Annotated in this window: 11 protein-coding genes; 6 read left to right on the top strand and 5 right to left on the bottom strand. The window is 71.2% G+C overall.

The genetic code is table 11. The features are described from left to right. Positions 1-33: 33 nt before the first annotated feature. The gene (locus tag ACFYW3_RS02820; RefSeq protein WP_389385330.1) at positions 34-930 is read right to left on the bottom strand and encodes an oxygenase MpaB family protein; all 897 of its coding nucleotides are present in this window, start codon (positions 928-930) and stop codon (positions 34-36) included. Between the two features lie 141 nt (positions 931-1071). Between ACFYW3_RS02820 and sph the strand changes: the two genes are divergently transcribed. The 4 genes from sph (at position 1072) to ACFYW3_RS02800 (ending at position 5299) form a co-directional block, all read left to right on the top strand. Further along, positions 1072-2061 carry a sphingomyelin phosphodiesterase gene (gene sph / locus ACFYW3_RS02815; protein WP_389385329.1) on the top strand — a complete coding sequence of 330 codons (990 nt, stop codon included), beginning with the start codon at positions 1072-1074 and terminating at the stop codon, positions 2059-2061. Positions 2062-2249: 188 nt separating this feature from the next. Further along, a complete protein-coding gene (locus tag ACFYW3_RS02810; RefSeq protein WP_389385328.1) occupies positions 2250-3494 on the top strand; it encodes a helix-turn-helix domain-containing protein in 1245 nt (414 codons plus the stop codon). An 88-nt stretch (positions 3495-3582) separates the two neighbouring features. Further along, positions 3583-3915 carry a DUF6415 family natural product biosynthesis protein gene (locus ACFYW3_RS02805; protein ID WP_389385327.1) on the top strand — a complete coding sequence of 111 codons (333 nt, stop codon included), beginning with the start codon at positions 3583-3585 and terminating at the stop codon, positions 3913-3915. A gap of 166 nt (positions 3916-4081) precedes the next feature. Then, on the top strand, positions 4082-5299 hold the full coding sequence (locus tag ACFYW3_RS02800) for a protein-L-isoaspartate O-methyltransferase (RefSeq protein WP_389385326.1): 1218 nt from the start codon (positions 4082-4084) through the stop codon (positions 5297-5299). A 195-nt stretch (positions 5300-5494) separates the two neighbouring features. On the opposite strand, the gene ACFYW3_RS02795 is transcribed toward ACFYW3_RS02800, so the two are convergent. Beyond that, positions 5495-7327, bottom strand: a complete 1833-nt coding sequence (locus ACFYW3_RS02795) for an AMP-dependent synthetase/ligase (protein WP_351751375.1) — start codon at positions 7325-7327, stop codon at positions 5495-5497. A gap of 153 nt (positions 7328-7480) precedes the next feature. On the opposite strand from ACFYW3_RS02795, the gene ACFYW3_RS02790 reads away from it, so the two are divergent. Further along, positions 7481-8206 carry a MerR family transcriptional regulator gene (locus tag ACFYW3_RS02790; RefSeq protein WP_389385325.1) on the top strand — a complete coding sequence of 242 codons (726 nt, stop codon included), beginning with the start codon at positions 7481-7483 and terminating at the stop codon, positions 8204-8206. A 10-nt stretch (positions 8207-8216) separates the two neighbouring features. Further along, complete coding sequence (locus ACFYW3_RS02785) at positions 8217-8918, top strand: 1,4-alpha-glucan branching protein (protein ID WP_389385324.1); 702 nt, start codon at positions 8217-8219, stop codon at positions 8916-8918. 113 nt (positions 8919-9031) lie between these two features. Here the strand turns inward: ACFYW3_RS02785 and ACFYW3_RS02780 are convergent, their stop codons facing one another. From ACFYW3_RS02780 to ACFYW3_RS02770, 3 genes are read right to left on the bottom strand one after another with little or no spacing between them, the layout of a single operon-like run. Then, complete coding sequence (locus ACFYW3_RS02780; protein WP_351751378.1) at positions 9032-11203, bottom strand: 3-hydroxyacyl-CoA dehydrogenase NAD-binding domain-containing protein; 2172 nt, start codon at positions 11201-11203, stop codon at positions 9032-9034. 56 nt (positions 11204-11259) lie between these two features. After that, positions 11260-12474, bottom strand: coding sequence for an acetyl-CoA C-acetyltransferase (locus ACFYW3_RS02775; RefSeq protein WP_389385323.1), 1215 nt, complete (start codon positions 12472-12474; stop codon positions 11260-11262). A gap of 59 nt (positions 12475-12533) precedes the next feature. Beyond that, the gene (locus ACFYW3_RS02770; protein WP_351751381.1) at positions 12534-13676 is read right to left on the bottom strand and encodes an acyl-CoA dehydrogenase family protein; all 1143 of its coding nucleotides are present in this window, start codon (positions 13674-13676) and stop codon (positions 12534-12536) included. Positions 13677-13679 lie beyond the last annotated feature (3 nt).

The following is a 13679-nucleotide window of genomic DNA, read 5'->3' as shown; positions in this document are numbered from 1 at the left end:
CGGGGCTCGTCCCACCGCTCGCGCCGGCGTCCCTCAGTGGGCGCCGGCGCGTCGGCGCGCCCGGGCCTCCCGGGCGATGGGCAGGTAACGCAGCCGCTCCGGGAGCAGCGGTACGAGGAGCCGTACGGCCGTGCTGAACCGCCGCAGCCGGCGCTCCTGGGCCGGGGTCCACTCCAGGCCGACGGCCGCGCGGGCCTCGGGCGGCATGTAGCCGGCGGTGACGAAGGCGCGGAAGCGCAGGAACACCGCCCGCAGGAGCGGCCAGGTCAGGCGCAGCAGGAGCCGGACCGCCGGCGAGCCGCCGGCGGGGCGGGGCAGGGGCACGTCGGTGGCGACCAGCTCGCGGGCGACCGGGGTGGACTCGATCTCCTCGGCCAGCATCCGACGGTAGTAGACCCAGTACTCCTCGATGGTCTGCGGCATGTCCCGGTCGTGGATGCCGAGGATCCGGCCGACCTGGAGCCACTCGCGGTAGAGCTGCCGTTCCTGGGCGGGGGTGAAGCGGCGCAGCAGGTACCGCCCGGCGTACAGGTAGACCGGGAAGCCGCTGGCGTGGACCCAGGAGTAGCAGGCCGGGTCGAGCGAGTGGTAGCGCCGGCCCCGGGTGTCGATGCCCTGGATCTCCTTGTGGAGGCGGCGCACCCGACGGCCCTCGACGGCGGCCTCGTCACCCCCGTACACCCAGAGCTGGACCGAGCGCAGCGAGCGTTCGCCCCGTCCCCAGGGGTCGGTGCGGAAGACCGAGTACTGGTCGACGCCGGCGCCGATGGCGGGGTGGGCGACCTGCATCGTGAAGGCGGCGGGGAGCATGAGCAGCGCGCGGACGTCTCCGGCGATGGTCCACAGCACTCCGCCGGGCGCGGGTGGCTCGGGGTCGGGGCGCCGTGCGGCCGTCGGTCCGGTGGGGGGTGCGGGGTCCGTCTGCTTCATGACACAAGTATGCGAGCACCGGACGGCCGTCCCCCGGACAGAAAGTCTCTGCATGGGTGTTACCCAGAGGTAACTGGTGCTGCTTGTATGACGGCGTCGATCTTCCCCCGCAGGAATGACGCAGGAATGATGGAGACCTCCATGCTGCAGATCTCGCCCCGCTCTCGTCGCGCCGTCGCCACGGCCGTCGCCGCGGTCGCCGCCGGCGCGCTGGCCGTCACCACCGCGCCGGCCGCCACGGCCGCGGAGAGCGCCGCGACCCCCCGGCTCAGCGTTCTGACGTACAACGTGTTCCTGATGAGCAAGAACCTGTACCCGAACTGGGGCCAGGACCACCGGGCGGCGGAGATCCCCAAGACGTCCTTCTACCAGGGCCACGACGTGGTCGTGCTCCAGGAGGCCTTCGACAACGGCGCCTCGGACGCGCTGAAGGCCAACTCGGCCGCGCGGTACCCGTACCAGACCCCGGTCGTGGGCCGGAGCAAGAGCGGCTGGGACGCCACGGGCGGCGCCTACTCCGCCACCACCCCGGAGGACGGGGGCGTCACGATCCTGAGCAAGTGGCCGATCGTCCGCAAGGAGCAGGTCGTCTACAAGGACGCCTGCGGCGCCGACTGGTGGTCCAACAAGGGCTTCGCGTACGCCGTGCTGAACGTGAACGGCGCGAAGGTGCACGTGATAGGCACCCACGCCCAGTCCACCGACCCGGGGTGCGGCGCGGGCGAGGCGGCGCAGATGCGCAGCCGCCAGTTCAAGAACATCGACGCGTTCCTCGACGGCAAGAACATCCCGGCGAACGAACAGGTCATCGTCGCGGGCGACATGAACGTCGACTCCCACACCCCCGAGTACAACTCGATGCTCGCGGACGCCGACCTGGCAGGCGCCGACTCGCGCACGGGCCACCCGTACTCCTTCGACACGGCGCAGAACTCGATCGCGAACTACCGCTACCCGACGGACCCCCGCGAGGACCTGGACTACGTGCTCTACCGCAAGGGCAACGCCCGCCCGGCGGCCTGGGAGAACAACGTGGTGAAGGAGCAGTCGGCGCCCTGGACCGTCTCCAGTTGGGGCACGTCGTACACGTACACCAACCTGTCGGACCACTACCCGACGATCGGCCGCTAGGGCGCGGTAGCCCAAAGCGCCGGTCCGGCGGTGTGGGCTCCGGCTCACGGCAACCGAGCATTCAGGAGCCGGCGATGCGCCCTCTCGCCTTCGGGCGGGCGGGGCGCTTTCGCGCATTCCGGATCACACGAGAGCTGCCCTGCCCCCTACCCTGTCAGTGTCGAGCTGCAAGGAGAGGGGCAAGGCCCATGTCCACCGATGCTACTCCGGACCCGTACCGCGAACAGTTGGCCTTCGGCCAGAGACTGCAGATCCTCCGCAACCGCCGTGGGCTCACCCGCGATCAACTCGGCGGCCTCGTCGGCCGGTCCGGATCGTGGGTCAAGGCCCTTGAGACCGGCCGACTGAAGACGCCGGCTCTGCCGATCATCCTTCGCATCGCCGAAGTACTCCGTGTCGGAAACCTCTCCGATCTCACGGGGGATCAGTCCATGCACATCGCACTGTTCACCGGGCCCGGACACCCGCGGTTCGCCGCCGTCCGCGAGGCCCTCAACACACTGCAGCTCGGCGGCACTCGCGAGGCTCCGTCTGCCGAGCACCTGTCCGCGCGCCTGTCCCGAGCGTGGCAGGCCCGGCACTCCGCATCGAACCACCGCGACGTCATCGGGTCGCTGCTGCCGGACCTGATCCAGGACGCGCAGGCCACGGTCCGAGCAGCGGAGACGGTCGCCGACAGGAAGGCCGCTCAGGCTTCGCTGGCGCAGGTCTACTTCCTCGCGCAGTTCTTCTGCGCCTACCAGCCCGACGCCCCTCTCGTCTGGCGTGTGGCCGAGCGCGGCATGATGGCCGCCCAGGACTCCGAGGACCCGCACGCCATCGGTCTCGCCGCGTGGCTGACCACGCAGGCCCACCGCGAGAGCACGCACCTGGACGCTGCGGACGCCGTCACCCTGGAAACGCTTCGCTACCTGACGCCCCTTCTTCCCGACGCCGGCGCGGACGTGCGGGCCGTGGCGGGGGCGCTGACCGTCGAGGCCGGACTCACTGCCGCGCGTCGCGGCGAGACAGGCACGGCCTGGAGGTACTGGGACAACGCGCGCGCTCTCGCCGAATCCCTGCCCATCGACTACTTCCACCCCGTGACGAGCTTCTCCCGTTCGGTCATCGGCGCTCACGCGGTCACCGTGGCCGTCGAACTGCACGCGGGCGGGGAGTCGGCACGGCAGGCTGCTCGCGCGGAGGCCGAGGCCATCCCGTCCCGACCGCGCCGGGCCCGGCACCGGATCGAGCAGGCACGCGCCTACCACCTCGACGGCCAGCCTGATGTGGCTCTGGCCACGCTGGCGCAGGCCCACGAGGCCGCGCCCGAGACCATTCAGTACAACGGGCATGCTCGCCGCATCATCCTGGAAGAGGCCGAGGCGAAGTCTCCGCAGCGCCGTCGGCGGGCCTCCGAACTCGCTGTCCGGTTGGGCGTGTTGACTGCGTAATCAAGGGGGCACAATCTGTGTCCCTGCCCTCTCGGTGCCGGCCCTACCGTCGTCCTACCACCCGATGGCGACGGCAGGGAGCACCCGTATGACACCCGACGACATGCAGCACTTCGAAGAACTCGCCGCGCGGGCCCTGACCTCCTACGAGGATCGACCCGACGCCGTGAGCGTGGCGCGTCTCATCGATGACCTGATCACCGCGGGGCAGACCCTGCATGTCGCGGTGACGGCGCTGCCCGCCGATCAGCGAGCGGAGCGGGTGGGAGCGGCCCTGGTCGAGTGGACGTACTTCATCGACGTCGGCCCGCTTGGCGCCGGCGGCGACCACGCGAACTGGAACCACGCCCGGAACCTGGCCCGCATCGCACGCGTCCTCGCCGCGACCCTCGCCGTGCGACGGTCGAGCGGGGTCCGTTGACGGAGCGGTTGCGACAGGTCGTGTCCGTCGCGATCGTCGCCGGTCTCCTCGCCGTCATCCTTCTCGGCATCCGTTGAACCCCGCCCCCTGGGCGGGGCATCGCACCGTTCACCCCACGATGGGAGAAGACCATGGGCAAGCACAACGGTCCGCCGGCGGACAAGCCGTGGACACCCCCGCCCACTCCGGCGAGCCCGGACGGTGGCCGCCCCTCGCCTCAGCCCTCCTCTCCGCCGCCCCCGGACAAGAAGTGAACCGCGCGACCTGCCGCGAGGCCCTCGCGACCGGCGGGTTCTTGCGCGAGCCCTGGCTGGCCCAGGCCTTCGACACCGTGGACCGGGAGGCGTTCGTCCCCTCGGCCGTGTGGGTTCCCGTTCGGGATGCCGAGGGGCTCTGGCAGTTCGTCGACCGCGACGAGGACCCGGGGGCCTGGCATCGCGCGGTCTGGGACCCGTACCGGTCCGTGGTCACGCAGTTGGACGACGGCGCATGGCCGCCGGGTCCTTCCTCCGGCGATTTCACCTCTTCCGTGTCGGCCCTCGACATCGTCATGCGCAAGCTCGGCCACCTCGAACTGACATCGCAATCACGAGTGATGGAGATCGGCTACGGCTCCGGCTATCACACGGCCCTGCTGTGCGAGCGGGTCGGATCGGACCGGGTGGTCGCCATCGAGGTCGACGAGGCACTCGCCCGCACGGGTGCCTCCAACCTGAAGGCGGCCGGGTACCACCCGAAGCTGATCGTCGGAGACGGCCTGAAGGGCGCCCCGGGCGGGGATCCCTTCGATCGGGTCGTCAACACGGCGGCCGTACGACGGGTGCCGTACGCCTGGATCGAGCAGGCGAGACCCGACGGGGTGATCCTCACGCCGTTCGGCACGGCGTACAGCAACGCGGGGCTTCTGCGGCTCCGCGTGGACGGTACGGGCACGAGGGCGCAGGGCGCGTTCGTCGGCGAGGCCGCGTACATGTGGATCCGCTCCGAGCGGCCCGCGGTCGTCCTCCGCGTCCCTGACGAGTCGACGAGGCGGCGGTCCCCGATCGACCCCGCTCAGGCCTTGACGGGCGGGTACCTCCAGGACTTCGCCATGGGTCTCCTCGTCCCGGACGTCTCCTCCTCGCACCGCGGCGACGGCGACGAGCGGCGGGTCCAGTTCGTCGACGAGGCCGGCACGTCCGCCACCATCGTTCGGTACGGCGACTGGTGGGAGGACGACGCCGTCACCTCGTGGGGGCCGCGCGATCTGTGGGCCGAGGTGACGGCGGCGTACACCTGGTACGAGGTCAGCGGCCGGCCGCACATCACTCGCTTCGGCGTGACCGTGGACGGCGACGGCCAACGTGCGTGGCTGGACGAACCGCGGCGGTTGGTCCGCCGCTGATCAGGACTCCGGCCGGCGCTTCCCGCCGGTCGGGGCTCCGCTGCCGGCCCGCTCGGTCGTCGCTTCGCCCGCTCCGGTCGGCTGCACTCGCCCCTTCGGCTCGAACGGGCCGAGCCGGTTCCTCACCCAATCCGGTGGGCGCGGGTCGCCCACCGGACAGGGCCGGGCCGTACGGGTCAGGGCGTGTCGTACGGGTCAGGGCGTGTCGTACGGGGCCTCGTACAGTCCCTCGATCAGCTCTCCGTACTTCTCGCGGATCACCCGGCGGCGCAGTTTCAGGGAGGGGGTGAGCTCCCCGGTCTCGGGGCCCCACTCCCCGGTCAGCAGCCGGTAGCGCTTGATCTGCTCGGTGCGGTTGAGCCGGGCGTTGGCCGCCGTCACCGCGCGGGCGATCTCCTCCACGACGGCGGGATGCTCGGCGAGCGCGCCGGGCGTGGGGGCCTCGATGCCGCGGGCCGCCGCCCAGACGGGTGCCAGCTCGGGGTCCAGGACCAGCAGGGCGACCAGGTAGGAGCGGCCGTCGCCGTGGACCAGGGCCTGGCCGATCAGCGGGTGCTCCTTGACGGTGTTCTCCACCAGGGCGGGCGAGACGTTCTTGCCGTTCGAGGTGATGATCAGTTCCTTCTTGCGGTCGGTCAGCCAGAGGAACCCGTCCTCGTCGAGCCGGCCGATGTCCCCCGTCGGGAACCAGCCCTCGGGGTCGGCGGCGCTCTCCACCGTCCCGTCGGGCCGCAGGTAGCCGTCGAAGACCGTGGCGCCTCGGGTGAGGATCTCGCCGTCCTCGGCGAGCCTGAGTTCCAGGCCGTCGATCGGGCGGCCCACGGAGCCGAGCCGGAAGTGGTCCGGGCGGTTGACGGTGCACACGCCGGCGGTCTCGGTGAGTCCCCAGGCATCCATGATCGTGATGCCCCAGCCGGCCCAGAAGCGGACGACGTCGATCGGCATCGGCGCGGTGGCGCTGGCCGTCCAGACGAGCCGGTCCATCCCCGCCATGCCCAACAGCGGGTCCAGGACCCGTTCCTTGGCGGCGGCGTACGAGGCTTCGAGCGCCGCCGGGACCTCCTCGCCGCGCTCGCGGTGGCCGGCGCGCTCCCGGGCCAGGTCGTTGGCGGCCTCTATGGCGCGGCGCTGCTCCTCGGGGAGCTGTGCGAGGACGGCCCGTACGGAGGCCGCGAGCTTCTCCCACACCCGGGGCACTCCGAAGAACTGCACGGGCCGCAGCTCGCGCACGGCCGCCGCGACGGCGGTGGGGTCGGCGCAGAGCCGCACGTGCGCGGCGCGCAGGAGCGGGAGGTAGATGCCGAGGACCCGTTCGGCGATGTGCGCGAAGGGCAGGTAGCAGATGTGCTCGGCGTGTTCGGGCAGGTCCACGTTGCCGTCCAGGCGCACGGCCTGGAGCACGATGTTGCGGTGGGTGAGCCGGACGCCCTTGGGGTCGCCGGTGGTGCCCGAGGTGTAGACGACGGTCAGCGGGTCCTCGGGGCGGGTCTCCTGCCAGGCCTTCTCGAAGGCGTCGGCGCGGTGCAGTCGGGCGCCGCCCGCGTACAGGGAGGCGTAGGTGTGGTGGGGGCCGGCGTCCGCGGCCTCGGCGACGACGAGCCGCTCCAGGGGGACGGTGTCGTCGGCGAGGAGGGGTTCCCAGCGGGCGAGTTCGCGGGCGCCCTCGACCACGGCGACTCGCGCCCGACTGTGGCGGGCCATGTAGGTGATCTGCTCGGGCGCGGAGGTGCCGTACACGGTGACGGGGACCGCGCCGAGGTGGACGAGCGCGAGGTCGGTGAGCCAGTGCTCGGGGCGGTTGCCCATCATGAGCAGGACGTGTTCGCCGCGCTGGACGCCGAGGGCGGCGTAGCCGGCGGCGAGGACGGCGACCTCGCGGCGGACCTCGCTCCAGTCGAGGGTCTTCCAGCCGGGTCCCTCACGCCACGAGAGGGCGGGCAGGTCACCGAGCTCGGCCGCGTTGCGGGCCAGCAGGGCGGGGAGGGTGAGTTCCTCGGGTCGTCCGGGCAGTCGCAGGTTCGTGGTCATGGGCAGCTCCTGGCCGTTTCACATCGTTGGTGCGACAGCAATACTGTTGAACCTCGGTACCGAAAGGGCTGTGCCGGGCTGTGCCGAAAGCAGGCTGTGCATGAACGGGTCGTGCCGAACAGGCCGTGCTGATCAGAGAGCGAGGCGGCGACCATGACCACCCAGGCACCGGAACCCACGCTCACCGTCGACGAGCTGGCCGCCCGGGCGGGTGTGACCGTCCGCACCGTACGTTTCTACAGCACGCGCGGACTTTTGCCCCCTCCCGTGATCGGCCCTCGTCGGGTGGGCCACTACGGGCCGGAGCACCTGTCCCGGTTGGCCCTGATCGAGGAGTTGCAGCACCAGGGCATGACCCTGTCGGCCATCGAGCGGTACCTGGACGCGCTGCCGGACGATCTCAGCGCCCACGACCTGGCGATCCACCGGGCGTTGGTGGCCACCTGGGCGCCCGACGCGCCGCTGGAGTCCTCGCGGGAGGAGTTGGAGAAGCGGGCCGGAAGGCCGCTGACCGACACCGACCTGCGCCGGTTGACCGCCATGAACGTGCTGGCGCCGACCGCGGCGGGCTTCCGGGTGGACGTGGGGCTGTTGCGGCTCGGGGTGGCCCTGCTGGACGTGCCGATCGCGTACGAGACGATCCTGGCCGCCCGCACCGTGTTGCTGGAGCACGCGCGGACCGCGGCCCACGAGTTGACGGCGCTGTTCCGGGACGAGGTGTGGGGTCCGTTCACCGAGGGCGAGAGCGATCCGGAGCGGGTGGAGTCCATGAAGGCGCTGTCCGCGCACATGCAACCCATGATGGTCCAGGCACTGGTGACGGCCTTCCAACGCTCACTGAAGCAAGAACTTCGGGCGGCGTTCGTACCGGAGGGGTAGGTTCGGGCGCATGGCGATCATCCACAAGACCACGATGAGCCCCGGCAAGCTGGAGCTCCTGGGTGCCTGGCTGCCGGACCGACCGTGGTACCTCCCCACCGGCGCCGCACCCGACCTGGCACGGGCCGGCGGTTTCCGACTCGACGATCCCGCGGGCGAGGTGGGGATCGAGTTCATGGTGGTCACCGACGACTCGGGCGAGCGCCCGATCGCGTACCACGTGCCCCTCACCTACCGGGGAGCGCCGCTCGACGGTGCCGACGCGGCCCTGATCGGCACCTCCGAGCACGGTGTGCTCGGGACCCGTTGGGTGTACGACGGTGCTCATGACCCGGTGCTCGTCGGCGAGTTGCTGGCCCTGTTCCAGGGCCGCGCGGTACCGCAGCGACAGAGCGAGTCCGATACTCCCGACCCGTCCGTCACCGCCCGGTTCGACGGCCCGGGACTCCCGGCGCTGCTCCCGGCGGAGCGCCCCGAGGTGTCCGACTCGGCGCGGGGCACACGAGTACGGGTGGCGGGTCCGGGGCCGACCCGGCTCGCCGTCGCGCGGGTCCTGACGCCGCTGGCGCCGGACGCCGGACCGGCCGAGGCCGCCGGCGGGGTCACCGCGGGGTGGACCGCGCCGGACGGCGACGCGCACCGGGGCGTGTTCGCCTCCCTGCACTCCCCCGCACCCGAGGACGCGCGCGAGGACACGCACGAGGACGCCTGACGCGAGCGGCGCGCCTGACGCGAGCGGCGCCCGGAGCGGATGCCCGACGCGCCGCCGGGGACGTCCGCGCCGCGCGGCCCCGGGGTGTCGCCCCGGGGCCGCGCGGCGACCGATCAGTCGGCGTACGTCTCGCCGCGCTCGGCCTTCGCCACCAGCGACGCCGGCGGGGTGAAGCGCTCGCCGTACTTCTCGGCGAGTTCCCGCGCGCGGGCGACGAAGCCCGGCAGCCCGCCCTCGTAGCCGTTGACGTACTGGATCACGCCGCCGGTCCAGGCCGGGAAACCGATGCCCATGATGGAGCCGATGTTGGCGTCGGCGATCGAGGTCAGCACGCCCTCGTCGAGGCAGCGGACGGTGTCCAGCGCCTCGGAGAAGAGCATCCGCTCCTTCATGTCCTCGAAGGGGATCTCGGCGCCGGGCTTGGTGAAGTGCTCGCGCAGGCCGGGCCAGACGCGGGTCCGCTTGCCCGCCTCGTCGTACTCGTAGAAACCGCCGCCACCGCTGCGCCCGGGGCGGTCGAACTCGTCGACCATCCGGTCGATGACCGTGTCCGCCGGGTGCTCGGCCCAGGCGCGACCCTCGGCCTCGAAGGCCTTGCGGGTCTCGTTGCGGATCTTGCGGGGCAGGGTCAGGGTCAGCTCGTCCATGAGGGACAGCACCTTGGCCGGGTAACCGGCCTGGGCGGCGGCCTGTTCGACGGAGGCGGGCTCGATGCCCTCGCCGACCATCGCCACGCCCTCGTTGATGAACTGGCCGATGACGCGCGAGGTGAAGAAGCCGCGCGAGTCGTTGACCACGATCGGGGTCTTGTTGATCTGGCGGACCAGGTCGAAGGCGCGGGCGATGGCCTCGTCTCCGGTCTGCTCGCCCTTGATGATCTCGACCAGCGGCATCTTGTCGACGGGCGAGAAGAAGTGCAGGCCGATGAAGTCGACGGGGCGCGAAACCCCTTCCGCCAGGCCCGTGATGGGCAGGGTGGAGGTGTTGGAGCAGAGCAGCGCGTCGGGCTCCACGACGTCCTGGATCTCCTGGAACACCTTGTGCTTGAGGGAGGTGTCCTCGAAGACGGCCTCGATCACGGCGTCACAGCCGGCGAGGTCGGCGGCGTCGCCGGTCGGGGTGATCCGGGCCAGCAGCTCGGCGCGCTGGTCCTCGGTGGTCCGGCCTCGGGAGACCGCCTTGTCCAGCAGCTTGCGCGAGTACTCCTTGCCCTTGGCGGCGGCCTCGACGGTGACGTCCTTGAGGACCACGTCGATGCCCGCGCGGGCGCAGGAGTAGGCGATGCCCGCTCCCATCATCCCGGCTCCGAGGACGGCGACCTTGCGGACCGTGCGCGGGCCGACGCCCTGCGGGCGGCTGCGGCCCGCGTTGACGGCCTGGAGGTCGAAGAAGAACGCCTGGATCATGTTCTTGGCGGTCTGTCCGGTGACCAGCTCGGTGAAGTAGCGGGCCTCGATGGTCAGCGCGGTGTCGAAGTCGACCTGGGAGCCCTCGACGGCGCAGGCCAGGATGTTGCGCGGCGCCGGGTAGGGGGCGCCGCCCAGTTGCTTCTTGAGGTTCGCGGGGAACGCCGGGAGGTTGGCGGCGAAGCGCGGGTTGGACGGCGTGCCGCCCGGGATCTTGTAGCCGGGTACGTCCCAGGGCTGCTTCGACTCGGGGTTCGCGTCGATGAAGGCGCGCGCCTTGGCCAGCATCTCCTCGCGGGTGGCGGCCAGTTCGTGGACGAGGCCGTTCTCCAGGGCGCGCCGCGGGTTGTACTGGGTGCCCTGGAGCAGCACCTTGAGGAGCGCGTCGGCGATGCCCATCAGCCGCACGGTGCGGGTGACGCCGCCGCCGGCGGGGAGCAGGCCGAGGGTGACCTCGGGCAGGCCGATCTTGGAGCCGGGTGCGTCGAGGGCGATGCGGTGGTGGGAGGCCAGACAGATCTCGTAACCGCCGCCCAGGGCGGCGCCGTTGATGGCGGCGACGACGGGCTTGCCGAGGGTCTCGATGCGGCGCAGCGAGCGCTTGATCTCGGTGCCGGTGTCGAAGGCCAGGCCGGCGTCCTCGGGGCGGAGCCGGATCATGTCCTTGAGGTCGCCGCCGGCGAAGAAGGTCTTCTTGGCGGAGGTGAAGACGATGCCGCGGATGGAGTCCTTCTCGGCCTCGGCGCGGTCGGCGATGGCCGCGATGGAGTCCTTGAAGGCCTGGTTCATCGTGTTGGCGGACTGGTCCGGGTCGTCGAGGACGAGGGTGACGACGCCGGTCTCGTCCTGTTCCCAGCGGATCGTGGTGGACTCGCTCATGTTCGCTACTTCCGTGTCGGCCGTGTCGGGGGCGGGGTCTGGGATACAGGGACGGTTCAGAGACGTTCGACGATGGTGGCGACGCCCATGCCGCCGCCCACGCAGAGGGTCACGAGGCCGTAGCGCTTGTCCTGGCGCTCCAGCTCGTCGACGATCGTGCCGAGGATCATCGCGCCGGTGGCGCCCAGCGGGTGGCCGAGCGCGATGGCGCCGCCGTTGACGTTGACCTTGTCGAGGGAGACGCCCATGTCCTTGACGAAGCGCAGCACGACGCCGGCGAAGGCCTCGTTGATCTCGATGAGGTCGATGTCGTCGATGCTCAGACCGGCCTTCGCGAGGGCCTTGCGGGTGGCGGGGGCGGGGCCCGTGAGCATGATGGTGGGCTCGGAGCCGGACACCGCCGCGGAGACGATGCGGGCGCGGGGGGCGAGTCCGTTGCGCTCGCCGGCCTCGCGGGAGCCGATGGCGACGAGGGAGGCGCCGTCGACGATGCCGGAGGAGTTGCCGGCGTGGTGGACGTGGTCGATCTTCTCGATCCAGTGGTACTTCTGCAGGGCCACGGCGTCGAAGCCGCCGAGGTCGCCGATGTCCGCGAAGGACGGCTTCAGCCTGGCGAGGGAGTCGGCCGTGGTGCCGGGGCGGACGAACTCGTCGTGGTCCAGGACGACCAGGCCGTTGCGGTCGGTGACGGGCACGACCGACTTGGCGAAGCGGCCGTCCTTGATGGCGGCGGCGGCGCGCTCCTGGGACAGGGCCGCGTACTCGTCGACGTCGCGGCGGGAGAAGCCCTCGATGGTGGCGATCAGGTCGGCGCCGATGCCCTGCGGGACGAAGCCGGTGTCCCAGTTGGTCATCGGGTCGGCGAACCAGGCGCCGCCGTCGGAGGCCATCGGAACGCGGGACATGGACTCCACGCCGCCGGCGAGGACCAGGTCCTCCCAGCCGGAACGGACCTTGGCGGCGGCCATGTTGACGGCTTCGAGGCCGGAGGCGCAGAAGCGGTTCTCCTGGACGCCCGCGACGGTGTCCGGCAGCCCGGCGGCGATGGCCGCGATGCGGGCGATGTCGGACCCCTGGTCGCCGACCGGGCCGACGACACCGAGGACGATGTCGTCGATGGTGCCCGGGTCCAGGCCGGGGTTGCGCTCGCGCAGGGCGTGGATGAGGCCGACGACCAGGTCGATCGGCTTGGTGCCGTGCAGGGAGCCATTGGCCTTGCCGCGGCCGCGCGGCGTGCGGATCGCGTCGTATACGTACGCTTCGGTGCTCACTGGTCAAGCCTTTCGAGGGTCTGGAGCGGTGGGTCGGGGAGGTCGTTCGGAAGGGAGCGTCAGCCCAGCAGGGAGCGGCCGATGATCTCCTTCATGATCTCGGTCGTGCCGCCGTAGATGGTCTGGATGCGGCCGTCGACGAAGGCCCGCGCCACCCGGTACTCGGTCATGTATCCGTAGCCGCCGTGCAGTTGCAGGCAGCGGTCGGCGACCCGCTTCTGCAGTTCGGTGGCCCACCACTTGGCCATCGAGGCGTGGACGTGGTCCAGTTCCCCGTTGGAGTGGTCGGTGATGCAGCGGTCGAGGAAGGTACGGGTGACCGCGCACTCGGTGGCCATCTCGGCGATCTCGAACCGGATGTGCTGGAGCTTGGACAGCGGCCGGCCGAAGGCCTCGCGTTCCTTGACGTACGCGGTGGTGATCTCCAGCAGGTACTCGGCGGCGGCTATCCCGGCCATCGCGATGCCCATCCGCTCCTGCGCGAGGTTGGTCATCAGGTGGACGAACGCGCCGTCGAGTTCCCCGAGGAGGTTCTCCTTCGGGACCCGGACGTCGTGGAAGAACAGTTCGGCGGTGTCCTGGGCCTTCTGGCCGATCTTGTCGAGGTTGCGGCCGCGTTCGAAGCCCTCCGCGCCCCGTTCGACGACCAGCAGCGACATGCCGTGCGCCCCGCCCTCGGGGGTGGTCTTGGCGACCACGATCACCAGGTCGGCGAGGATCCCGTTGGAGATGAACGTCTTGGAGCCGTTGAGCACCCAGTGGTCGCCGGCGTCCTCGGCCGTGGTCCGGATCCCCTGGAGGTCGGAGCCCGCGCCCGGTTCGGTCATCGCGATGGCGGTGATGATCTCGCCGCTGCAGAAGCCCGGCAGCCACCGGCGCTTCTGCTCCTCGGTGGCCAGCGAGGTCAGGTACGGGCCGATGATGTCGTTGTGCAGGCCGATCGCGAGCCCGGCGGCGCCCGCCCGGGTGAACTCCTCGGCGATCACGGCGGCGTAGCGGAAGTCGGTGTTCCCGCCGCCGCCGTACTCCTCCGGGACGGCGAGGCCCAGCAGGCCCTGCCGGCCGGCCGCGAGCCAGGCTTCCCGGCTGACGATGCCGTCGTTCTCCCATGCGTCGTAGTGCGGCAGCACCTCCTTGTTCAGGAAGGTGCGCACGGTGTCGCGGAACGCCTCGTGGTCGGCGTCGAAGATCCGGCGCTTCATGGA

Origin of the sequence: Streptomyces sp. NPDC002602, assembly GCF_042889445.1 — a bacterium.
Classification (GTDB): Bacteria; Actinomycetota; Actinomycetes; order Streptomycetales; family Streptomycetaceae; genus Streptomyces.
This window is presented reverse-complemented; position numbering and strand designations above follow the sequence as displayed.